The organism is Isoalcanivorax pacificus W11-5 (genome assembly GCF_000299335.2).
GTDB lineage: Bacteria > Pseudomonadota > Gammaproteobacteria > Pseudomonadales > Alcanivoracaceae > Isoalcanivorax > Isoalcanivorax pacificus.
In genome coordinates, this window is the sequence record NZ_CP004387.1 from 3,207,021 (window position 1) to 3,227,249 (window position 20,229).

The 20,229-nt window shown below is 62.0% G+C and carries 22 protein-coding genes; 18 read left to right on the forward strand and 4 right to left on the reverse strand.

Features of this window, described 5'->3' with window-relative positions; translation table 11 throughout:
• Window positions 1-43 precede the first annotated feature (43 nt).
• The 3 genes from S7S_RS14280 to S7S_RS14290 all read right to left on the reverse strand — a co-directional run bounded on the left by S7S_RS14280 (window position 44) and on the right by S7S_RS14290 (window position 4,064).
• Window positions 44-817 carry a glutaredoxin family protein gene (locus S7S_RS14280; RefSeq protein ID WP_008733951.1) on the reverse strand — a complete coding sequence of 258 codons (774 nt, stop codon included), beginning with the start codon at window positions 815-817 and terminating at the stop codon, window positions 44-46.
• A gap of 209 nt (window positions 818-1,026) precedes the next feature.
• Window positions 1,027-2,226 carry a copper resistance protein B gene (locus tag S7S_RS14285; protein ID WP_008733950.1) on the reverse strand — a complete coding sequence of 400 codons (1,200 nt, stop codon included), beginning with the start codon at window positions 2,224-2,226 and terminating at the stop codon, window positions 1,027-1,029.
• Entirely contained in the window at window positions 2,223-4,064 is a 1,842-nt protein-coding gene (locus S7S_RS14290) for a copper resistance system multicopper oxidase (protein WP_008733949.1), read from the reverse strand. The genes S7S_RS14285 and S7S_RS14290 overlap by 4 nt, the downstream gene beginning before the upstream one ends.
• A gap of 453 nt (window positions 4,065-4,517) precedes the next feature.
• Between S7S_RS14290 and S7S_RS14295 the strand changes: the two genes are divergently transcribed.
• The 7 genes from S7S_RS14295 to S7S_RS14320 all read left to right on the forward strand — a co-directional run bounded on the left by S7S_RS14295 (window position 4,518) and on the right by S7S_RS14320 (window position 9,425).
• Window positions 4,518-4,775 carry a hypothetical protein gene (locus tag S7S_RS14295; protein ID WP_008733947.1) on the forward strand — a complete coding sequence of 86 codons (258 nt, stop codon included), beginning with the start codon at window positions 4,518-4,520 and terminating at the stop codon, window positions 4,773-4,775.
• A gap of 183 nt (window positions 4,776-4,958) precedes the next feature.
• Window positions 4,959-5,426 (forward strand): DUF411 domain-containing protein, encoded by a 468-nt coding sequence (locus S7S_RS14300; RefSeq protein ID WP_008733945.1) that lies wholly within the window; start codon window positions 4,959-4,961, stop codon window positions 5,424-5,426.
• 60 nt (window positions 5,427-5,486) lie between these two features.
• Window positions 5,487-5,762: a heavy-metal-associated domain-containing protein gene (locus tag S7S_RS19365; RefSeq protein ID WP_008733944.1), complete on the forward strand. Its 276-nt coding sequence runs from the start codon at window positions 5,487-5,489 to the stop codon at window positions 5,760-5,762.
• A gap of 24 nt (window positions 5,763-5,786) precedes the next feature.
• On the forward strand, window positions 5,787-6,173 hold the full coding sequence (gene copC, locus S7S_RS14305) for a copper homeostasis periplasmic binding protein CopC (RefSeq protein ID WP_008733943.1): 387 nt from the start codon (window positions 5,787-5,789) through the stop codon (window positions 6,171-6,173).
• A gap of 15 nt (window positions 6,174-6,188) precedes the next feature.
• Window positions 6,189-7,133, forward strand: a complete 945-nt coding sequence (gene copD / locus S7S_RS14310; protein ID WP_035203134.1) for a copper homeostasis membrane protein CopD — start codon at window positions 6,189-6,191, stop codon at window positions 7,131-7,133.
• Window positions 7,134-7,212: 79 nt separating this feature from the next.
• Window positions 7,213-8,112: a LysR family transcriptional regulator gene (locus S7S_RS14315; protein ID WP_008733941.1), complete on the forward strand. Its 900-nt coding sequence runs from the start codon at window positions 7,213-7,215 to the stop codon at window positions 8,110-8,112.
• 548 nt (window positions 8,113-8,660) lie between these two features.
• Window positions 8,661-9,425, forward strand: a complete 765-nt coding sequence (locus S7S_RS14320) for a hypothetical protein (RefSeq protein ID WP_008733940.1) — start codon at window positions 8,661-8,663, stop codon at window positions 9,423-9,425.
• Between the two features lie 62 nt (window positions 9,426-9,487).
• On the opposite strand, the gene cadR is transcribed toward S7S_RS14320, so the two are convergent.
• Complete coding sequence (gene cadR / locus S7S_RS14325) at window positions 9,488-10,048, reverse strand: Cd(II)/Pb(II)-responsive transcriptional regulator (RefSeq protein WP_008733938.1); 561 nt, start codon at window positions 10,046-10,048, stop codon at window positions 9,488-9,490.
• A 92-nt stretch (window positions 10,049-10,140) separates the two neighbouring features.
• Here cadR and S7S_RS14330 point away from each other — a divergent pair, with 92 nt between their 5' ends.
• The 11 genes from S7S_RS14330 (at window position 10,141) to S7S_RS14380 (ending at window position 20,156) form a co-directional block, all read left to right on the forward strand.
• Window positions 10,141-12,543: a heavy metal translocating P-type ATPase gene (locus S7S_RS14330; RefSeq protein WP_008733936.1), complete on the forward strand. Its 2,403-nt coding sequence runs from the start codon at window positions 10,141-10,143 to the stop codon at window positions 12,541-12,543.
• A gap of 19 nt (window positions 12,544-12,562) precedes the next feature.
• Window positions 12,563-13,177 carry a class I SAM-dependent methyltransferase gene (locus S7S_RS14335; RefSeq protein WP_008733934.1) on the forward strand — a complete coding sequence of 205 codons (615 nt, stop codon included), beginning with the start codon at window positions 12,563-12,565 and terminating at the stop codon, window positions 13,175-13,177.
• Between the two features lie 231 nt (window positions 13,178-13,408).
• Window positions 13,409-13,627, forward strand: a complete 219-nt coding sequence (locus S7S_RS14340; protein WP_008733932.1) for an AlpA family transcriptional regulator — start codon at window positions 13,409-13,411, stop codon at window positions 13,625-13,627.
• A gap of 44 nt (window positions 13,628-13,671) precedes the next feature.
• The gene (locus S7S_RS14345; RefSeq protein WP_008733928.1) at window positions 13,672-14,523 is read left to right on the forward strand and encodes a ParA family protein; all 852 of its coding nucleotides are present in this window, start codon (window positions 13,672-13,674) and stop codon (window positions 14,521-14,523) included.
• Window positions 14,520-14,777 carry a type II toxin-antitoxin system HicA family toxin gene (locus S7S_RS14350; protein ID WP_008733925.1) on the forward strand — a complete coding sequence of 86 codons (258 nt, stop codon included), beginning with the start codon at window positions 14,520-14,522 and terminating at the stop codon, window positions 14,775-14,777. Before S7S_RS14345 ends, S7S_RS14350 begins: the two co-directional genes overlap by 4 nt.
• On the forward strand, window positions 14,770-16,491 hold the full coding sequence (locus S7S_RS14355; RefSeq protein ID WP_008733923.1) for a ParB family protein: 1,722 nt from the start codon (window positions 14,770-14,772) through the stop codon (window positions 16,489-16,491). The genes S7S_RS14350 and S7S_RS14355 overlap by 8 nt, the downstream gene beginning before the upstream one ends.
• 16 nt (window positions 16,492-16,507) lie before the next feature.
• The gene (locus S7S_RS14360) at window positions 16,508-17,068 is read left to right on the forward strand and encodes a DUF2857 domain-containing protein (RefSeq protein ID WP_008733921.1); all 561 of its coding nucleotides are present in this window, start codon (window positions 16,508-16,510) and stop codon (window positions 17,066-17,068) included.
• 3 nt (window positions 17,069-17,071) lie between these two features.
• Window positions 17,072-18,277: an STY4528 family pathogenicity island replication protein gene (locus S7S_RS14365; protein WP_008733919.1), complete on the forward strand. Its 1,206-nt coding sequence runs from the start codon at window positions 17,072-17,074 to the stop codon at window positions 18,275-18,277.
• 147 nt (window positions 18,278-18,424) lie between these two features.
• Window positions 18,425-19,213: a PFL_4669 family integrating conjugative element protein gene (locus tag S7S_RS14370; RefSeq protein ID WP_008733917.1), complete on the forward strand. Its 789-nt coding sequence runs from the start codon at window positions 18,425-18,427 to the stop codon at window positions 19,211-19,213.
• Window positions 19,210-19,761: a DUF3158 family protein gene (locus tag S7S_RS14375; protein ID WP_008733914.1), complete on the forward strand. Its 552-nt coding sequence runs from the start codon at window positions 19,210-19,212 to the stop codon at window positions 19,759-19,761. Before S7S_RS14370 ends, S7S_RS14375 begins: the two co-directional genes overlap by 4 nt.
• On the forward strand, window positions 19,758-20,156 hold the full coding sequence (locus S7S_RS14380) for a single-stranded DNA-binding protein (protein WP_008733912.1): 399 nt from the start codon (window positions 19,758-19,760) through the stop codon (window positions 20,154-20,156). Before S7S_RS14375 ends, S7S_RS14380 begins: the two co-directional genes overlap by 4 nt.
• Window positions 20,157-20,229: the final 73 nt, after the last annotated feature.

Genomic DNA, 20,229 nt, shown 5'->3' on the forward strand with positions numbered 1-20,229 from the left:
GATACAGCCGTCGAAAAGCTTCGTGAACGTACCACTTTTCTGATTACATCCATCCCATGCGCAGCGGCATCCATATGGCCATTGCAATCATGATGAGATTCTCCGTAAGGGAGACGAAGCCTAGTGGCACATTGCTGTTGCCGCCAACGCAGGCGCATTTGAGCTTGCGCCTGTCGATGTAGACCGCCTTGAATACCGAGACGGCGCCTACTGTACCGATGAACAGAGCCAGGGGCGATGCGACCCACATCAGGACTCCGGCCAGCATCAGAACTCCCGCCAGCGTCTCGCCGAAGGCATAGAAATGCGCATAGGGTACATAGCGGCGCGCGAGAAGATCGTAGTTGAGGAACATGGTCGAGAAACTTTCGACGTCCTGGAGTTTCTGCACACCGAGGAAGCACATGGCGACGGCAATTGACGCTTCGACGGCATGGATGCTGAACAAGGTTCCGGCGACGGACCAGCTCACTGCAAACCCCATCAAGAGCGCAACGCTGAATAGCGCAATAATCGGCTGATAGGTCGTCTCGTCCTTGCCGCGCAGTCTTTTGCCGAAGTGCTTGCGTGTATCGTCATAGCCGCCGATCCGCTCGCCTCCGATGAAAACTTGCGGTGTGGTCTTGACCTCATGCTCCTGCATGAAGCGATCGGCTTCCTCTCGCGTCGACAATGGATGGTCTTCGACCGAGAAGCCTCGTCGCTCCAGGAACGACTTCGTCTTCAAACCATACGGACATAAGTGATCGCTCGTTGCCAGGCGATAGAGCGATGCCCTCGTACCACCGCTTCGGCCCGGGACAGTCTGCTTTGTCATGGTAAACCTCCTCTTAGAACCAGAGCCGCCGGCCGATGTGTTCGGCCCACAGCCCATGGTACCCAGGTCGGGTTGTAGACGACCATCAGCGGTAGCCCGCCTTCAGCCGGAACATTGGCGGCCGCCGGAGCCGTCCTCGACATGATGGGTGCTGACGACCAACATAATCGAGGCCTTACGTTTCAGGAGCGACATAGCGGTGGGCTCTCCTAGAACCAGATGCGCACGCCCGCGACAACGCGCGTGTCCTCGATGTCGCGGGACTGTTCGCGCCGGTAGTCGGCGGTGCCACCGTATGCGCGCTCCCACACCACGCCGATGTAGGGCGCGAACTGACGATGGAACTCGTAGCGTAGACGGAAGCCAGCCTCTAGCGTGCTCAGGCCGCTACCGATGCCGCGCTTCCGATCGTCTTGTCCCCATACTTCGGCCTCGACCAGCCACGTCCCGATTAGGCGGTTGGTGAACAGCGTCTCGTACTCGGCCTCAAGCCCGAGACCGGTCTGGCCCGATTCGCCGAGGTAGGCGGTCGCCTCAACTTCGAACATGTACGGCGCCAAGCCCATCACACCGACGGCAGCAAAGGTTTGCGACGGCCCTTCCCCAAAGTCGTGGCGAACACCGGCGACGAGGTCCCACCACCGTGCGATCGCGCGGCCATAAAGCACTTCGACGTCGGCCGACTCGATACTGCCGTCGATCGACTCGCCCTCGCTGCGCACCCATACGCGGTCAAGGTCGGTGCCGACCCAGCCGCGGCCTTCCCATCCGATCGCGTTGCCCTCGTCCGCGTCCCAGGTTTCGAGCCGGTTGAGCAGCGCGAACCAGTTTATGCCGTCGTCGTGCACAGTGTGTCCGGCGACGTCGGGGAATGCCGCCGCGCGATCGGAATCGGTCACCGCCGGGATCGGTTCGCGCGGTGCGGCGTTCGCCGGCAGGTCTTGTCCTTGCATGCCGGCATGTTCTTCCGCCGTCATGCTTTTCATGTCGTGGCCCATGGCGGAGTGATCCATTTCCTCGGTTGGCTCGTCGGGCGGCATGTCATGACCCATTGCCGAGTGGTCCATCGCCTCCGTGGGCGGCATCTCGTGACCCATTGCGGCATGGTCGACCGACGTGGCTTGGGCCGGGGCCGGCCCGAGTGCGAGTTTTGGCTTGGAATTTGGCGCCGGCATGACATGGCCGGCATGCGGATCGATCGCTGGCTTTGGCGCGGCGGTCGGGGCTGTAGACGGCTGCGGTTCGGGCTTGCGGGCCGCTGGGGCGGGTTTCGGCGCCGGCATCTGCATTTTCGAGTGGTCCACTTCCTGTGCGAGGACTGGCGCGGACACAGCGCCCAGCGCGATTGCGATCGCAACGCCGAGTGCGCGCGTGCGTGTGGTGAGAGGTGTCGATTTCATGATGCTCATTCCTCTATCCGCACTTCGCGGAACATGCCGGCTTCCATGTGGTACAGCAGGTGGCAGTGGAACGCCCACCGTCCGAGCGCGTCGGCGCGGACGCGGAAGCTGCGGCGGCTGCCGGGCGGCATGTCGATGACGTGCTTGCGCACCTGGAAGTTGCCGTCAGCGTCCTCCAGATCGCTCCACACGCCGTGCAGGTGGATCGGATGGGTCATCATCGTGTCGTTGACCAGCACGATGCGCATGCGCTCGCCGTACTTGAGCACCAGCGGTTCGGCCGACGAGAACTTGATGCCGTCGAACGACCAGGCGAAGCGTTCCATGTGGCCGGTCAGGTGCAGCTCGATGGTGCGGCCGGGCTCGCGTCCGTCGGGGTCGGGGAAGGTGCTCTTGAGATCGGCATAGGTCAGCACGCGGCGGCCGTTGTCGCGCAGGCCGATGCCGGGGTCGTCGAGCTTCGCGGTCGGGGCCATGGTCTGCATGTCGACCAGCGGGTTGTTGCTCTCGCTGGCGGGGTGCTGCTGCATGCCGCCTGCGCCATGGTCCATGCCGGCCATGGCGCCGCCGGCCATCGCGGACATGTCGTGACCGCTGTGGTCCATGCCTTCCATGGAACTGTTTTCCATCGAGCCGCCTGACATCGACGACATGTCGTGACCACCACCGCCCATGCCGCCATGACCCATGTCGTCCATGGTCAGGATCGGTTTCGGATCGACTGCGGGCACCGGCGCGCGCAGGCCTTCGCGCACCGCGAGGGTGCCGCTGACGTAACCCGTGCGGCCCATATCCTGCGCGAAGATCGTGAAGGCATCCTGGCCGGTGGGCTCCACGATCACGTCGAATGTCTCGGAGGTTGCGATGCGGAACTCGTCGACCGACACCGGGCGCACGTACTGGCCATCGGCGGCGACAACGGTCATCTTCAGACCCGGGATGCGCACGTCGAAATAGGTCATGGCCGAGCCATTGATGAAGCGCAACCGCACCTTTTCACCGGACTGGAAAATCCCCGTCCAGTTGCCCAGCGCGGTGGTGCCGTTCAACAGGTAGGTGTAGGTGTTGCCGTTGACGTCCGACAGGTCGGTCGGGGTCATCCGCATCTCGCCCCACGCCTTGCGGTGCCGCAGAGTGGCCGCCAGACCTTGTTCCTTCACGTCATTGATCCAGTCGCCGACCGTGAGCTTGGCGAAGTTGTCGTAGTCCGATGCCTTTTTGAGCCGCGCGAACAGATCCGTGGGGTCCAGATCGGTCCAGTCCGACAGCAGTACGACGTAGTCGCGGTCGTAGGTGAAGGGCTCTGGCTCCAGCGGATCGATCACGATCGCGCCGTAAACGCCGGCCTGTTCCTGGAACCCGGAATGGCTGTGGTACCAGTAAGTACCGTTCTGGATCACGTCGAAACGATACGGATACGTTTCACCGCGATTGATGCCGTCGAAACTCAGGCCGGGCACGCCATCCATGTTGGCCGGCAACAGGATGCCGTGCCAGTGGATCGAGGTCTGGTGGCCGTGGATCGAGTCGGCCGGCAGTTTGTTGGATACCCGCAGATTGACCGTGTCGCCCTCGCGCCAGCGCAGCAGTGGTGCCGGCACCGATCCATTCACGGTAATGCCGGTACGGGTGGCGCCAGTGAAGTTCAGCGGTGTTTCGCCGATCGAGAGGTCGAATTCGGTGCCTGCCAGCACCGTCTTCTGCCCGTGCGATTTCAGCGCCCACACAGGTTTGGGCCACAGCCCGAGACCGAACAGCGCGCCGCCAGCGGCCAGCCCGTGGACAAAATGCCGCCGTGAGAGTGCGAATTTTTCCTCGGCGTCTGAGCCGAAAGGTCTGGATGACATGAATGATCTCCGGTGATCGGTATTGATTGATCTCGGTGGCAGAGCACGCATCACTGCGGCACATGCCATCGGGTATCTGCTGCACCTGAAGTCGCTATGGCGGAAGGATTCGATTCAGAGCATGCCGGATGTGGCAACCCGCAGAGGCTGCAATCCCCGGGGCCGTTCTGAACAGACATCACATAGCGCACCGCCATAAGAACCCAAGTCTGTGGAACTCAGGCATCCAACATAGGCGACGGTCACTGTCGCCGAGATGACTCGTCCATTACATTCCCGTCATCCAATAGTCATTTTCGGATGAGCTTGAGGCCATAGGCTCTTGGTGGGCCTGATCGCTGTCGGCGGAGTCGCGGCACAAACCGGTATCGTGGTGATGGTCCATTGTTGACCGCACCTATCGTGACGCGCTGGAACAGGTCGCCTGCGATCCGGCAGGACGTGGATGCGGCCATGATCGACGGCACCCTGAAATGCCTGCGCTCGATGCTGATGACGATGGTGACTACGACCTTCGAATTGATGCCGCTGCTGTGGAAGTCGAACGTCGGTGCCGACATGTCGGCACGCATCATGAAGCCTGTCGTGGGCAGGCTGTGGTTCTGCATGTCCCTGACCCCGCTGGGCACAGCCGGCGGCCTTTGCCATCTGGTGTCGCTTGCAGTTCAGCGACTCCGCGCCCCGAGCAGGCGACCGCAAAGCAGTGACTGATTGCTGTGTGGAACCCGCGTAGATGACACGTGAATGACATAAATGTAACGCGCGGGTCATTTGTCTGACAGCGCCTGCTCTCTAGCATCGGTATGAAGACGCATGGTGCATTTCGGGCCTCGAATCACAGCCGAGCATCATGAATCCCCCTGTACCGACAGTTAAAGAGTCACGGAGCCGAGCATGATGAATGTCACTATCAAATCCCGCATCTGGCTGGCGGGCCTGTTTCTGTCGTCCATGCTCGGTACTAATGTGGCAACCGCATCGGAGCTGAGCGCAGAAGTCTGGAAAGACCCCAGCTGTGGCTGCTGCACCGAATGGGTCCAGCATCTTGAAGAAGTGGGCATCCAGGTGCGTACTTCCAATACCGGCAACACCGGCATACGTGAACGGCTCGGCATTGCCAAGCAGTTTGGCTCGTGCCATACCGCCAGAATCGGCGGCTATGCCATCGAAGGCCATGTACCGGCTGCCGATATCAAGCGTCTCCTGAACGAAAAGCCCGAGGCGATCGGCTTGGCCGTGCCCGGAATGCCGATCGGGTCACCTGGCATGGACGGCCCGCTCTATGGCGACCGCAAAGACCCCTACGACGTTCTGCTGATCCATGTCGATGGCAGCACCAGCGTCTATCAAGCCTATCGCTGATCGATGCGATGAAACGGCCAATGTCCCGGTGACCTTCGGGATCAAGAGGAGAACGCAGTCATGAACACAGTGGATCTCGATGTGCAGGGTATGAGCTGCGGCTCATGTATCGCGAAAGTCACCGATGCGTTGAAAGAGCTGTCGGGAGTCGATGCCGTGGAAGTGCATTTGGCCACCGGTCGCGTTCGAGTTCGAGGCAACTTCGATCAAGGCAACGATCTGCTGCTGTCGACGTTGCAACGGGCCGGGTATCCCGCGCGTCTGGCACGCGGCGACACCCTGTCCGGCCAATCAACAGAAGGCGGCGGCCGAAGTTGCTGCAGCCGAAATTCTTAAAACATAGGAAGAGGTGTAATACACATGAACCGTACTACTCAATTTCGCTCTCTGATTGTTGGTGCCTGTCTTGCGACCGGGTTGCTGATCACATCGGTCGCTCAGGCCCATATCTCCCTCGTCAAATCCACACCGACGGCCGATGCTGTTGTCACGACACCGCAGCAGATCGATCTCGTCTTCAGTGAACAGCTTGTACTTCGCGCCTCGCGCTTGGAGCTGAGCGTCATAAAGGACGGTGGGGCCGCAGAGAAAGTCGAGCACATCGACGTTGAACTCATCAACGACGGCAAGACGCTGCGCGCTACGTTGCATAATCCCCTCGGAGTAGGCGTCTACCACGTGCAATGGCGCGCCGTCGGTGATGACAACCATCCGATGACTGGCGAATACAGCTTCACCATCAGATGAGAGGGCGCCAACATCATGTCCAGTCTTCCCGACTATACGCTTCGGTTCATGCAGTACCTGGACTTGATGCTGCTGTTCGGATTGCCGCTATTCGCGTGGTACGGTCCGGTCGCCTCAACGATCGGCGGCGATAAGCGCTCCCCCCAGCCCAGATGGGCCTTGACCCGGGGGCTCCTGGTCTGTGGAGTGCTCGGCTTGGCGCTAGTGGGCATTGAGATTGTGCGCAGCACGGCTGGCATCATGGGGGTCGCGGTTTCCGATCTGGTGCGGGACGACTTGGCCTGGTATCTGTTCGACACCGCCGCTGGGCGCGCCGGGCTGACGCGAGCATTCCTGCTGGTTCTGCTGCTTGCTGTACTCGGCTGGCAGTCGCAGCGCGCCGAGCGCCCATTCCCCATTCGGCGAGTGACCCTGCTGGCCGGTGTGGCGCTGGTCAGCCTGGCGTGGAACGGACACGCTGCCAGTGGCGAGGGTGTGAGTGGTACGGTGCGGCTGGTGGCTGGTATGGCGCACCTGCTCGCTGCCGGCGGCTGGATCGGGGCCATCTTCGCCTTGCTGATTCTGTTCGTTCGACACGGAAAGCCCGCCGCGGGTGAGGGCTTGCACATGCTGTGGCGGGCACTGCACACCTTTTCGCGCCCAGGCACCGTCTTCGTCGGTGTCCTGGTGGTGACCGGCATCCTTCACTACGGGGATCTGGTCGGCTGGTCCATCGCACCGCTGTTTCACAGCCGGCACGGCAACCTGATGCTGCTCAAGCTGGCGCTGTTCGCTGCGATGCTGGGCCTCGCCGCCCTGCATCGCTGGTGGTTGGTGCCCCGGCTCGAACGTGACATCCATACCGGCGCCCCCTCGCACTCTGCACAGCACCTGCGACTGAGTGTGACCATCGAGGCGACGATCGCGCTCCTGATTCTGGTAAGCGTAGCGGTACTCGGCACCCTCAGCCCTCATGGATGACAACACTTGGAGGCCAACAGGTGGACAACAACCAACCAGGGACTTCGTGCATGCCATGCACGAGTAATGAAGGGGCCTCATGGAGCTACGTCATTTACGATGCTTTATTGCAGTTGCGAAAGAACTCCATTTCGCCCGCGCCGCCGAACGCCTGAACATCGAACAGTCTCCTCTCTCCCGGACGATCAAGGAGCTTGAGTCGGAGTTGGGCACACAACTCTTCGAACGAACCTCTCGTGGAACACGTCTGACCTGGGCGGGGGAGGTATTGACGGAAGATGCCCGTCGCGTCTTCACCACCCTTGATCAAGCGCGGGCAAACGTTCAGGCCGCTGCCTCCGGCTATCGCGGCATGCTGAGAATTGCTCTATCCGATGGCATCGTGGCACAACGCTTGGCAACACTGCTGGCTCAATGTCGACTAGAGGAGCCTGAGGTGGAAATACGCCTGTTTGAAGTGCCGCTCTCTCACCAGGCAAAAGGATTGCGCAACGACTTGTATGACGCCGGTTTTTCCCGCTCGGACGAAGGCTGCGATGGGATGTATTCGCAAGCTGTCTGGCACGATCCCTTGATCGTGGCGCTGCCCGCACGCCATCCTTTGCTAGTGTGCAAACAACTGCCTTTGGAGAAAGTGCTCAAATACCCGTTGATCCTCTGCCATCCGGAAAACTGCGAAGGCCACTACAAACAGATCGAACGTCTGTTGAGAGCCGTTGAAACTCAGCCGGTCATCGCCGAGCACGCGTCGAGCCATGACGTGATGTTCGCCCTGATCGCAGCAGGCTACGGACTGGGCTTGGCATGCGAAGCACAGGTTCGTGCGTACCATAACCCCGACGTCGTTTCGCGCCCCATAGATGGTGGGCCTCTCATGCTGACCACCTATCTTCTGCGGCCGGATAACGAACCTTCGGTCCAGCTCGGCAGATTCATCCAACGCGCCACACTCGCAGGTGATGGCGCTCTGGCAAGGTAAGAGAATAGACAATCTTGTCAATCCGCAGTCAGGCCAGGTTTCTTTTTTGGTCTCGACTCAGACCCGAGAGGTATCGCCCCACTCACCAAGCTGTCGCCCAACAGGTCACCCGTCAGGCGCTATCGGGTCACGTCACTCCGCAAGATCACGCGATTTTAAGCGGCCATCCTACTGATGGCACCCTGCCAGTCCGCCACGTTCAACTGCGATGTCCGGAAAAGTCTCAACACCGGCCTATGTCCTCATCAAGATCGATTCTGACCATATGCGTCTTTACTCAGACGCAATAGGAAACAACACTCCCAAGCTCCGGGATTACGCCGGTCGAAACGGCTATCTCTGGTCCAGAATTTTGTACTTAACGGGGGCTTTATGCCGGTGCAACGCAGTATTCATAGAAATTCGTGGCAAGTGCTGTCTACATCAATTTCCCTATGCTCCATCCCTGGCGCCTTCCGCGCGCAGTTAATACTCGCTTGATACAGACGGCAACATGAATCGCAGTCAACACCGGCATCGGAGATGAATCGAATGTAAAGAATAGACGGATGGAAACGCAAATGCGCAAGGCCAGACACCATCACTACTCCAAGGTCTCTTACCGACCGATTGAAGCGGCCATTCGCTGGAGTGATCTAATGCGGTTCGAGTCGCGCATTCTCCACGTGATCGGAGACAAGCCAATACCTGACCGCCAGGATTTTCCGCGATGGCCAATGCTCTGCCTCAATACCGAACGCATCTTCGATGCTATCAGAAACGGAGATCTATCGTTTGGAAAGAATGGCATCACATCCAACGATCCCATGCTGTTCGATGATCCCGACCTAACCGTGCGCCACGTTGATCTCAAGCTGTGGATGTCGCACTTCTACCCAGACCAAAAACCCGCCTTCCTTTTCGATGTCGTCGAGCGGCAACTGCAGCCGGCCATCAGTGTCAGATCCCTGCAAACCCTGCTGGCCGATCGCGAAGCGCTCAGTGTACAACTGGCGGAACATGAGCAGTCCCTGGCCACGATGCAGGCCAAGTACGAATCGGTATGCGAAGAACTTGAACACAAGCGCGATCCATCTCGCGAGGTGGCGCCCAGGAGTGAAACGACCTATCTCAACATCGTTGGCGGGCTGCTGACCTTGCTGCTCGGCAAGTCACCGGGCGGGAGGCCGTACTCGTCGTTCGAGACGACGGATTCCGTCATCAGCGCATTGCTTGCCCACTACGAAGGCCGGCCCGGAATCAGCGAGCGCACTTTATGGGCAAAATTCTCTGCGGCAAGGCGGCATCTGGACGCCAGCGATCGCCGACGGTAGTTGTAGTCGAACCGCTCTCGGAGGGGCAGCTCGTCAAGAAACAAACGCGAAATGCTGTGGTATCACAGAGTCTGCGCCCGCGAGGTTCTACTCTTGGCCTCCTTTGGAGTCAACTGGCGAGTCCGACCGCCAGTGCGCGTCGGGCGCGCGCCGTTTGGCACATCCACTGCAGCAACCAACAGTTCGGCCTGCGGATTGGGATTCCGAAGGTCGGCGTCGTGGCAATCGCCATCTGACAACCCCTGCAAGATGCCGCACGCTTCCACCGGCCGAGCACCCGAGCACGTCTCGCGCAGTGCGAGCAAGTGCCGTTTCAACTGCAACAGCGCCTCCATGCGGACTTCCACCTGCTGGATATGAGCGTCCAGCAGCGCATTGACCTCGCCACAATCCCGAGTCGGGCTATCTCGCAGGCCCAATAGCGTCCGGATCTCGCTCAGCGACATGTCGAGAGAACGGCAGTGGCGGATGAAACGCAAACGCTCGACGTGCGCGGCGCCGTACAACCGGAAGTTGCCGTCGCTGCGCGCGGGCTCTGGCAACAACCCTTCCTTCTCGTAGTAGCGGATGGTCACGACCTCGCATCCTGTCCGCTTCGCAAGCTCTCCAATCTTGATTTCCATAGCTCATCTACCCATCTATCACTTGACTCTATAGTAACTATAGAGATTCTAATGGGCAACAACATAGATGACCCATGTGACGGAACTTATTCATGAGCGAACACAGCCCAGAAGGGTGTGACTGTGCGGCCACACCGATCATTCCAGCCGCAACGCAAGCCCGACCTATCGCCGAATCGGCCGAGGCTGTCTACCGCATCGAGAACATGGATTGCCCGACTGAAGAGGCACTGATCCGAAGCAAACTAGGCGGCCTATCGGGTGTGATCGGACTCGACTTCAATCTGATGCAGCGTACCTTGGCGGTGCGACATGAACTGCCTTCGCTGTTGCCGGTTGAACAAGCCCTGAAGGCGATCGGCATGCAGGCTGTACGCATGGATGCAGCCGTGGCCGGGCAGACCACCAGATTATCCATTGCCAAGATGGATTGCCCGACCGAAGAAACGCTGATCCGTAACAAGCTGGCAACCGTGGCCGGCGTCTCCTATCTCGATTTCAATCTGGTGCAACGCACCCTGTCCGTGCGTCATGCCGACCACGCGCTGCCAAATGTGCTCGCCGCACTGCAAGCGCTTGGATTCGAGGCACAGGTGCTTGAGGCAGCGGACACCACTACATCGGCTGCCCCGGCGACAGCACCTACCAAGTGGTGGCCGCTTGCCGTCTCCCTAGTGGCGGCATCGGCAGCGGAGGTCGTCTACTGGCTTCATGACGGCAACCACTGGTCAGTCATCGCTCTGGCGCTCGTCGCCATTTTCACGGGAGGTCTCTCCACCTACAAGAAGGGCTGGTTTGCGCTCAAGAACCTCAATCTCAACATGAACGCCCTGATGTCGATTGCCGTCACGGGCGCAATGCTGATCGGTCACTGGCCGGAAGCGGCGATGGTGATGGCGCTTTTCACGCTGGCCGAGGTGATCGAAGCCAGATCGCTGGATCGCGCCCGTAACGCCATACGCGGGCTACTCGACTTGGCCCCGGAAAAGGCCACCGTGCGACAACCCGACGACACATGGCGCGATGTGGACGCCAAGCAGGTCGCCATTGGCGCCCGTGTTCGAGTCAAACCGGGAGAACGGATCGCCCTCGACGGCGAAATACTGGTAGGACATTCCACGGTCAATCAGGCGCCGATCACCGGCGAAAGCCTCCCGGTTGAAAAGACGCTTGGCGATCCGGTGTTCGCCGGCACGATCAACGAATCCGGTTCGTTCGAATACCGCGTCACAGCCATAGCCACCAACTCTACGCTAGCCCGCATCATCCATGCCGTAGAGGCCGCCCAAGGCAGCCGTGCGCCGACCCAGCGCTTTGTGGATCAGTTTGCCCGCTGGTACACCCCAATCGTCTTCGTCGTAGCCATCGTCGTCGCATTGGTACCACCGCTGTTCATGGGCGCAGCGTGGCTGGACTGGATTTACCGCGCGCTGGTTCTGTTGGTCGTTGCCTGTCCGTGCGCTCTCGTGATTTCCACGCCTGTCACCATCGTCAGCGGATTGGCCGCCGCTGCGCGCCGCGGCATTCTCATCAAGGGTGGTGTCTATCTGGAAGAAGGCCGCAAGCTGCGCTGGCTGGCGCTGGACAAGACCGGCACGATCACGCATGGCAAGCCAGCGCAATCCGATTTCGTGGCGTGGGCCAATGCACAGCCTAGCGACAGCCGCAGAATTGCCGCGAGTCTGGCGGCTCGCTCGGACCATCCCGTATCCAAGGCTGTGGCGCAAGCCGCCAAGGCTGATGGGGTCGCCTTGCTCGAAGTTGCCGATTTCACCGCATTGCCCGGCAGAGGGGTGAGTGGCCGCATCGACGGTGAGACCTATCACCTCGGCAACCATCGGATGCTCGAAGAGCTGGGGCACTGCACGCCGGAACTGGAACAGCGCATCTCCGCGATGGAAGTCGAAGGCAAGACCGTGGTGACGCTGGTATGTACAAGTGGCGCGCAAGCCCTTATCGCGGTAGCGGACACCATCAAGGACAGCAGCACGAGCGCCATCGAGGATCTGCATGCCCTGGGCATCAAAACCATGATGCTGACCGGCGACAACCCACATACGGCACAGGCCATTGCCAGGCAAGCCGGCATCGACCGCGCGCAGGGCAACCTATTGCCAGACGACAAACTGCGCGAGATCGAACAACTGGCGCGGACGGGGAAGGTCGGCATGGTGGGCGACGGCATCAACGATGCGCCCGCCTTGGCTCGCGCTGACATCGGCTTCGCGATGGGTGCCGCCGGTACCGACACGGCCATCGAAACGGCTGACGTAGCGCTGATGGATGACGACCTGCGCAAGATTCCGACGTTCATTCGCCTGTCACGTGCAACCGCGCGCGTGCTGACGCAGAACATCGTGCTGGCGCTTGGCATCAAGGCGGTCTTTCTTGCGCTCACTTTCTCGGGACACGCCACGATGTGGATGGCGGTGTTCGCCGACATGGGCGCAAGCCTGATTGTGGTGCTCAACGGATTGCGTTTGCTGCGCCACTGATTCGCCAGGAGAGAAAAGAATGTCAGATCAACACTATTGGGAAAGTAAAGCGCGCATCTACGATCGAATCACCGCCCCGTTGGCGCGTCCTATGAAAAGCGCCGCTATCCTTGCGGCGGATGCCGTCCGCGGCGAGAACCGGGTTCTTGAGGTTGCCGCCGGCACCGGCTTGTTCACCACTGCTATCGCAGGTGCGGCACGCGAGGTCGTTGCCACGGATTACGCCACCGCAATGGTGGCCATACTAGCGAAACGAGTACAGGAGGCAGGGTTCCAGAACGTCCGTTGCGAGCAAGCCGACATCAAAGCACTGCACTTTGATCGTGCCTCATTCGACTGTGTTGTCGCTGCGAACGTGCTGCACCTAATGCCTGACCTTGCCGCAACGCTTGCGGCGCTGAGACGGGTGCTACGACCAGACGGAAAACTCGTTGTGCCAACGTTCTGTCACGACGAAACCAGATTGGCTACCGTCCTGTCGAGATTACTTTCACTTACGGGCTTTCCCATCAAGCATCGCTTCTCCACCCGCTCGCTGTGCAACGCACTAGAAGCTGCCGGCGTGCGTGTCACGCGCTTCAAGACCTTACCGGGCCTTATTCCGGTTGGCTACGTCGAGGGTGTATTCGACTGAGACTCAACCCCCTCATCAACGTGCTGCTCGTGCATTGCGAGAGTCACCTAAGAATCAGCGAGCGCACTTTATGGGCAAAATTCTCTGCGGCAAGGCGGCATCTGGACGCCAGCGATCGCCGACTGTAATTGCAGTCGAACCGTCTGCAGTTGCAGTGCAATCCGTTCCGATGCGCTATTGAATACGAGGCACTTTCCGAACAGCGCCGATGAGCGTCAAGGAGTGCCCACCATGTCTTCGCAGACCACCGCCCCGGCGACGCCGGTTGAACGTCGCATCCTGCGCCGCGCCGAAGTCGAAGCCAAGACCGGCTTCAAGCGCGCACACATCTACAGCCTGATGAAAGAAGGCAGGTTCCCGAAGGCACTGCGTTTGGGCGTGCGCGCAGTGGGCTGGGACTCGACCGAGATCGACCAGTGGATCGCTGATCGCCTCAAAGAACGCGCCTGACGCTTCTCCTTTTCCGGTTCATCCCATTCCGTGAGGAGAAGCCCATGCAGGTGGTATCCATCATTTCGACCAAGGGCGGCGTGGGCAAGACAACCACGGCGGCCAACCTGGGCGGCTTCGCGGCCGACGCAGGGTTGCGTGTGCTGCTGCTGGACCTGGACGTGCAACCCACTTTGTCGAGCTATTTCGAGTTGCAAACGCGCGCCTCGGCCGGCATCTACGAGCTGTTGGCTTTCAACGAGCAGGACATGGGGCGCTTGGTGTCGCGCACCGCGATTGCGGGCCTGGACCTGGTGCTTTCCAACGACGACAAGGGGCAGTTGAATACCCTGTTGCTGCACGCGCCGGATGGGCGACTTCGGTTGCGCAATCTGCTGCCCATATTCCACGCACACTACGACTTGCTGCTGATCGACACGCAGGGCGCACGCAGTGTCCTGCTTGAAATGGCCGTGCTGGCCTCTGACCTGGCACTCTCGCCAGTCACCCCCGAGATACTGGCTGCACGCGAATTCCGACGTGGCACCTTGCAACTGATGCGGGACATCGCGCCATACCGGCGCCTCGGCATCGAGCCGCCGCCGCTACACCTGCTCATCAACCGCGTGCATCCGGTTTCCAGCAACGCGCGGCTCATACAGCAGGCACTGCGCGACCTGTTCCGATCCGAGTCTGGCATCGCCGTGCTCGATACCAGCATCCCCGCCATCGAAGCCTATCCGCGCGCATCGACCCAGGCCTTGCCGGTGCATCGCGTAGAACACCGACGCCCTACGGGGCGGACGACGCCGGCCGCTTTCGACACGATGCGCGCACTCGCCTGCGAACTGTTGCCGAGTTGGGAACCCTCGTTCACTCGACTGAAAGCGGGAGCGCACCGGAGGAGCAGCACATGACCATCGCGCGCTCACTACAGCGTGGCAACAAGCGACTGAAACCGCTCATCGACTTCGCACTGAAGGAAGGCTGGGAGGTCGCTCGCACAGCGGGCGGACACCTGAAGTTCACCAAGCCGGGCCTGCCTCCGATCTACACCGGCTCGACGCCCGGCGATCGCCGCGCCGGCCTCAACGCGCGCGCTCGACTGCGCCGCACCGATCGCGCCACCGACCTGAAAGCGACGACAAGGGAGGCCGACGCCGATGGCTGAACCGACCCCCCAGGACATGGCGGCCAAGTTGCTGGCCGAGCGCTTCGAGCGCAGCGGCCCGGTCGCTGAGGCACTGAGCGATCCCATCGCCGATACTCCCATGACGGTGACGCTGGACCAGCTCCAGCCCTATGACCTCAATCCGCGCGTCACGCGCAATCCGCGTTACGACGAAATCAAGGCATCGATTCGGGAGCGTGGCCTCGACGCGCCGCCGGCCATCACCCGCCGGCCCGGCGGGACGCACTACATCATTCGCAATGGCGGCAACACGCGACTCGCCATCCTGCGCGAGTTGTGGAGCGAAACGAAGGACGAGCGCTTCTTCCGCATCCCCTGCCTGTTCCGGCCCTGGCCCGAACGCGGCGAGATCATCGCGCTCACCGGCCACCTGGCCGAGAATGAACTGCACGGCGGCCTGTCGTTCATCGAACGCGCCCTGGGCGTGGAGAAGGCCCGCGAACTCTACGAACAGGAGTCCGGCCAGACGCTGACGCAGAGCGAGCTGGCGCGTCGCCTCAGTGCCGACGGCTACCCGATCGCCCAGCCACACATCAGCCGTATGCAGGACGCCGTGCGCTACCTGCTGCCGGCGATCCCAGCCGTGCTCTACGGCGGTCTCGGCCGGCCCCAGGTGGAACGGCTGACGGCCCTGCGCAGGGCGAGCACACGGATATGGGAAGCGCGCGGCGCGAACAAACGGCTGGCCGTCGATTTCCCGTCGCTGTTCAACGACGTGCTCGCCCTGTTCGACGGCGACACCGACGGCTTCTCGATCAAGCGGGTGCAGGATGAACTCATCGGGCAGATGGCCGAGTTGCTGGAAGCCGACTACGATAGCCTGACGCTGGAGATCGGCGAGACCGAGAACCGGCAGCGTGCGCTGACCAGCGATCCGGTGCCCCCCGCACCGCAGTCCGGCAATGCCGCGGCCGCGCCCGTGACGCCACAGCCACCGCACTCGCCCGACCCGGCGCCGCCAGTTCCCATGGCGCAGCCCCCAGCCACATCGCCGAAGCCACCACGGATGCCGGAACCGCCGGCATCGCCCCCTCCCTCGGAAACGCCCGGCAGTGTGCAGCCTTCGGACGACGATCACGACGAACGCCTGCGAGGCCATATCGTGTCGCCGGCGCCGACCACCGAACGCTTGCAGGCGATCCAACGCCTGGTGGCCGACCAGACCGGCGAGGCATTGCCCGACTTCGAGGCAAACGCCTTGCAGGCGATTCCGGTGCAGGCCGGCGGTCTCTATCCGATTTCCGATGTCTGGTACATCGAACCGGGCCTGGACGCGCCGGATCGGCTGCGCGTGCATATCACGCAGTTCGCGCGCGAGATCGCCGAGGAAGCCGGACAGGCCGAGCGCATCGAGGCCATCGACGACGGCATCGGCTTCCTTTGCGACATAGGCGCCCTATCGACGGACCCGCAGGCGATGCCGCTCATCGCCCGCGCGACGCTCACCCTGCTGCACGCCCTCAGTGCGGGATACCGGCCGGCGGCCGCAGCACCCACCGCACTCGACAACCTGCGCCTGACCGATGCCCTGGGGCCGCTGCTGCAGGGTCGGAAGAATGGCGACAAGGCGCAGGCCTCGCGTCTCAGCGACAGCGGCCTGGTCAAACTCTTTCGTCTGCTGCGACTCGCGCGCCGGCTGCTGGAACTGGAATCCGGCACGGCATCGGGCGCGCGCACCGCCACCGAACCGTAAGGCCGAGGGAGACGCGATGTCGGCACCGCATCCACTCAACCAGGCCGTGATCGCCCAGGCGCTGCACAATCTGCGCAACGGCCAGTTGCGCCGCTGCAAGGCGATGGGCTTCGGCGACCGGGAGCTGGACGCACTCAAACACCCGGAGCTGGTCAGCATGCTGGTCAACGCCACGGTGTCCTGGTGCTCGGTCAAGGTGAACCGCGAGGTGCTGCAACGCCTGTTGAACCAGGTGGAGGACGTCGAGAAGGAGATCGCCACCGTCGATCGCATGCTCCGCCTGGGCGCGAGCACGGAGATGGTCAGCAAGTTCTACGGCCTGACCCATCAGGAAGTGGCGTTGCGCCGGGACGTTCTCGGCCTGCCCAAACGCAAGGGCCGCCATCCGGTATTGAGCGAGGAACAGGACACCGGCTTGTGGGGGCGCTGGAAGCCCGCCGTCGAGCAACGCGGCATCGCGCTGGACGACGACATGGCGATGCTCGACCTCACCCTCGATCTTGCCGAACAACTCGCCCTGCCGGCCTCCGTCATCTGGGCGACGATTCGGAGCTGGATCGATCAGGGATTGGTGTAGGCCATGGCGATCGACAAGCCTCATCGGGGAGGCGGTCCAGTCTCGCTCTCCGCCCTGCTGGACGAGGCCGCTCAACGCCTGCCGCCACGACAGACCGTGCCGGCGGCCAGCGATGGATTCCTGTTCAGTGGCAACCGCCATGAGAGCGTGCCGCGCGCGCTGTTCTTCGATCATCGCCTCACGCCACTGGAACGCAACGCCTGGCAGGTGTTCCGGCTGCTGCTCGACGACGACGGCATCACCGCCTTTCCCACCTACGAACAACTCCGCCCCTACCTGGCCTCGACACCGTGCGCGCCGAAGGCCTCCCACGAGACGGTGGCGCGCGCACTCACGCTGCTGCGCCTGACGCGCTGGCTCAGTCTGGTGCGGCGTCGGCGCGATCCGCGCACCGGGCGCATCCAGGGCAACCTGTACGTGCTGCACGATGAACCGCTGACGCCCTTCGAGGCCATGCAGCTCGATCCCGATTACCTGGACCTGGTAAGCCAGGCGCTGACGCATGCGAGCAAGGCGGTGCAGCACGTCGGCGTCCACACACTCCAGGAGATCGCCGAAGACCCACTGCTCAACGGCCGCGCTCTGCCCACGCGCCTGCAGGTGCTGGCGCAGCGGTTGGCAAGCCAGGGGTGGAACGCTCTCGAAAGTTATCCACAGGACGAGACCATTCACGAAGCCGAAGAAGGCCCGAAAGCCCTTCTTCGGCACGGAGAACAGCAGTCTTCGGAATCCGAAGCGGGTCGCAAAGCCCCGTCAGACGCCCTTCTTCCGAATCCGAAGCAGGACCGTACAGTACGTAAAGAAAGTATTAAAAATAATAAAGTACGTACAGTACCGCGCGCGCGCGAAAACCTTCGTCTGCCTCAGCGCTTCCTCGCCTTGAAAGAGGAACAGCAGTCCGGCGCACTGGTCGCAATTCAGCGGGTGGACGACACCCTGCAACAGGCGGTGCTCGACGAATGGGCGGCCCGCTGCCAGGCCGGCGGCATCCGCAATCCCGCCGGTTATCTCTTCGGGGTCATCCAGAAAGCGATCAAGGGCGAGTTCCATGCCTGGGCCGGCCAACCGGAACACGCACCGACCGCTATTTCACCGTCGTCTCTGGAATCGCTGCGCGCACCCGAGCGCGACTGGTCTCCGCCAGCGATCGATCACGAAGCCGCGCAGCAGCATCTGACCCGCCTGCACGATCTGTTCAAGGAGTCTTGAAGCCAGCGGGCTATACCAGTGGTATAGCGCAACAGCCTGCCTTCCCGTTCCTGTAAACAAGGCAGCGGCGCAATGCGGTTTGTTGACTGACAGCCTTCCACTGCTTGTCGATGCTGGCGACTCGTTCATTCACAGCGAGTCGCTCTTATGGCAAACGAACCCCTGCAACTGAATCTCGGGTCGCTGCGCAGCGCGATGGCGCTGACGCTGCACACGCATCACGCCTCACGCATCTGGCACGGCCGCGCGCCCGCCGAAGGCCGGCCCGGCATCATCGGCCTGAACGGCTTCATCTCCATCATGAACAAGCTCAAGCGCGGCGCCGAGCAGGACGACCCCTACTCGGACTGGTGGATGCTGCGCATCGAGGAAAAGATCGCCGACACCAAGACGCGCCTGCAAACGCTGCGCGAACAGGTTGACCAGGCCCTGGCCGACGTACCGCCAGCTCTCAGCCTGGGCGAGAACCTCAACGTGCAGCCGGTCAAGCTGCCCCTGTTCGTCAATTCTCAGTTGGGGTTCATGGCGGTCTACCTGCTGGCCGACTACGACGACCTGGCGCGGCGCCTGATCCTGGCGCATCACACGGCGTTGATCGATCGCAGCACCCTGGAGCGCTGGCTCAACGACGGTGCGCATGCGCTGCGCAGCCTGTTCTCCCTGGCCCAGCAGTACCGCTATTCCGGCACCACGCGCGATGACTTCGCGGCGAAGAACGCAGCGGCGCGCGCGGCATTGGAGAAGTTCGGCGAGCTGCCGACCGACGTGCTCGAAGGCACGCGCCGCTCGCGCTTCGCGCCGCCGATCAACCGCCGGTCATCGCAGGATGGCAGGCAGGAAAGGACGGATATCCCGAGCGCTGCGCCAGCCGACGAAGCCACGGAAGACGACGCGAACGACGACGGCGCCGCATCCGATGAGGATGAGCCAGCATGACGGAATCTGCTCTCACCGACAAACCGACACGCTTCACGCCACTGGAACAGGCGGACTTCCAGCGCCTGGAACACGCAGCCTACCTAAAGGGCCTTTTACAGCCTTTTAAGGGTAAGGGACGTTTGGAGTCCTGGGCCAACCAGTGTGCGGCGCTGCGCGACGACCTGATCGTGCTGGCGCAGCGGCGGGTACTGCCCCAGGCGCGCGGCTATCCCTTCAGCCTGCTCGGTGTGCAACTGGCCCAGCAGACCACTGGCGCAGGCACGACCTTTCTGCGCTGGCGCAATCTCGACCGTTCTAGCATGGGCGTCGCCTTGTGGGAGGCGCTGCTGGCCGATCCCGCGACACCGGCATCGCTGATCGACGACCTCTACGCGATGGAGCTGCAGCGCATCGCGCTGAACATGCAGATCAGCCTCACGCACAGCATTGCCCGCCAAACCCTGGACTGCGCCGGAAAGATGGCCCAGGCCGAAGCGGCTTACCTGCGGCGTATCCAGGGGCACGCCGCCTCGATCAACCCCACCACTTCCAAGGAGTCACCATGAGCACGCATTTCTTCGGCGAGGGCAACATCGGCTCTGCGCCAGATTATCGCGAGTTTGCCAACGGCAACGACGAGCCGCGCCGGCTGCTGCGCCTGAACGTCTACTTCGACAACCCGGTGCCGATGAAGGATGGCACTTTCGAGGACCGTGGAGGTTTCTGGGCGCCGGTGGAACTGTGGCACCGCGACGCCGAACACTGGAGCACGCTATACCAGAAGGGCATGCGCGTGCTGGTCGAAGGCCGCACTGTGCGCGACGAGTGGGAAGACGCCGACGAGAACGAGCGCGTGACCTTCAAGATCGAAGCGCGCCGGGTTGGCATCCTGCCGTATCGCGTCGAGGATGTAACGCTGGGTGTCAAGGGACAGGCCATGGAGCAACCCCACGACGAGTAGCCGCTGCGCAGGATCGTGTGAGCGGCTGGACCAGCCGTCAGCCGCTCACCGTGCGCCAGCTCATGCACCCGTT

What these genes read in the sequence shown, in the direction of transcription:
- S7S_RS14330 (WP_008733936.1), top strand. Translation starts at nt 10,141, where the DNA reads ATGAGCGAACACAGCCCAGAAGGGTGTGACTGTGCGGCCACACCGATC.
- S7S_RS14290 (WP_008733949.1), bottom strand. Translation starts at nt 4,064, where the DNA reads ATGTCATCCAGACCTTTCGGCTCAGACGCCGAGGAAAAATTCGCACTC.
- S7S_RS14315 (WP_008733941.1), top strand. Translation starts at nt 7,213, where the DNA reads ATGGAGCTACGTCATTTACGATGCTTTATTGCAGTTGCGAAAGAACTC.
- S7S_RS14370 (WP_008733917.1), top strand. Translation starts at nt 18,425, where the DNA reads ATGGCAAACGAACCCCTGCAACTGAATCTCGGGTCGCTGCGCAGCGCG.
- copC (WP_008733943.1), top strand. Translation starts at nt 5,787, where the DNA reads ATGAACCGTACTACTCAATTTCGCTCTCTGATTGTTGGTGCCTGTCTT.
- S7S_RS14375 (WP_008733914.1), top strand. Translation starts at nt 19,210, where the DNA reads ATGACGGAATCTGCTCTCACCGACAAACCGACACGCTTCACGCCACTG.
- S7S_RS14295 (WP_008733947.1), top strand. Translation starts at nt 4,518, where the DNA reads ATGATCGACGGCACCCTGAAATGCCTGCGCTCGATGCTGATGACGATG.
- S7S_RS14345 (WP_008733928.1), top strand. Translation starts at nt 13,672, where the DNA reads ATGCAGGTGGTATCCATCATTTCGACCAAGGGCGGCGTGGGCAAGACA.
- S7S_RS14335 (WP_008733934.1), top strand. Translation starts at nt 12,563, where the DNA reads ATGTCAGATCAACACTATTGGGAAAGTAAAGCGCGCATCTACGATCGA.
- S7S_RS14355 (WP_008733923.1), top strand. Translation starts at nt 14,770, where the DNA reads ATGGCTGAACCGACCCCCCAGGACATGGCGGCCAAGTTGCTGGCCGAG.
- S7S_RS19365 (WP_008733944.1), top strand. Translation starts at nt 5,487, where the DNA reads ATGAACACAGTGGATCTCGATGTGCAGGGTATGAGCTGCGGCTCATGT.
- S7S_RS14360 (WP_008733921.1), top strand. Translation starts at nt 16,508, where the DNA reads ATGTCGGCACCGCATCCACTCAACCAGGCCGTGATCGCCCAGGCGCTG.
- S7S_RS14350 (WP_008733925.1), top strand. Translation starts at nt 14,520, where the DNA reads ATGACCATCGCGCGCTCACTACAGCGTGGCAACAAGCGACTGAAACCG.
- cadR (WP_008733938.1), bottom strand. Translation starts at nt 10,048, where the DNA reads ATGGAAATCAAGATTGGAGAGCTTGCGAAGCGGACAGGATGCGAGGTC.
- S7S_RS14380 (WP_008733912.1), top strand. Translation starts at nt 19,758, where the DNA reads ATGAGCACGCATTTCTTCGGCGAGGGCAACATCGGCTCTGCGCCAGAT.
- S7S_RS14340 (WP_008733932.1), top strand. Translation starts at nt 13,409, where the DNA reads ATGTCTTCGCAGACCACCGCCCCGGCGACGCCGGTTGAACGTCGCATC.
- S7S_RS14320 (WP_008733940.1), top strand. Translation starts at nt 8,661, where the DNA reads ATGGAAACGCAAATGCGCAAGGCCAGACACCATCACTACTCCAAGGTC.
- S7S_RS14285 (WP_008733950.1), bottom strand. Translation starts at nt 2,226, where the DNA reads ATGAGCATCATGAAATCGACACCTCTCACCACACGCACGCGCGCACTC.
- S7S_RS14280 (WP_008733951.1), bottom strand. Translation starts at nt 817, where the DNA reads ATGACAAAGCAGACTGTCCCGGGCCGAAGCGGTGGTACGAGGGCATCG.
- S7S_RS14365 (WP_008733919.1), top strand. Translation starts at nt 17,072, where the DNA reads ATGGCGATCGACAAGCCTCATCGGGGAGGCGGTCCAGTCTCGCTCTCC.
- S7S_RS14300 (WP_008733945.1), top strand. Translation starts at nt 4,959, where the DNA reads ATGATGAATGTCACTATCAAATCCCGCATCTGGCTGGCGGGCCTGTTT.
- copD (WP_035203134.1), top strand. Translation starts at nt 6,189, where the DNA reads ATGTCCAGTCTTCCCGACTATACGCTTCGGTTCATGCAGTACCTGGAC.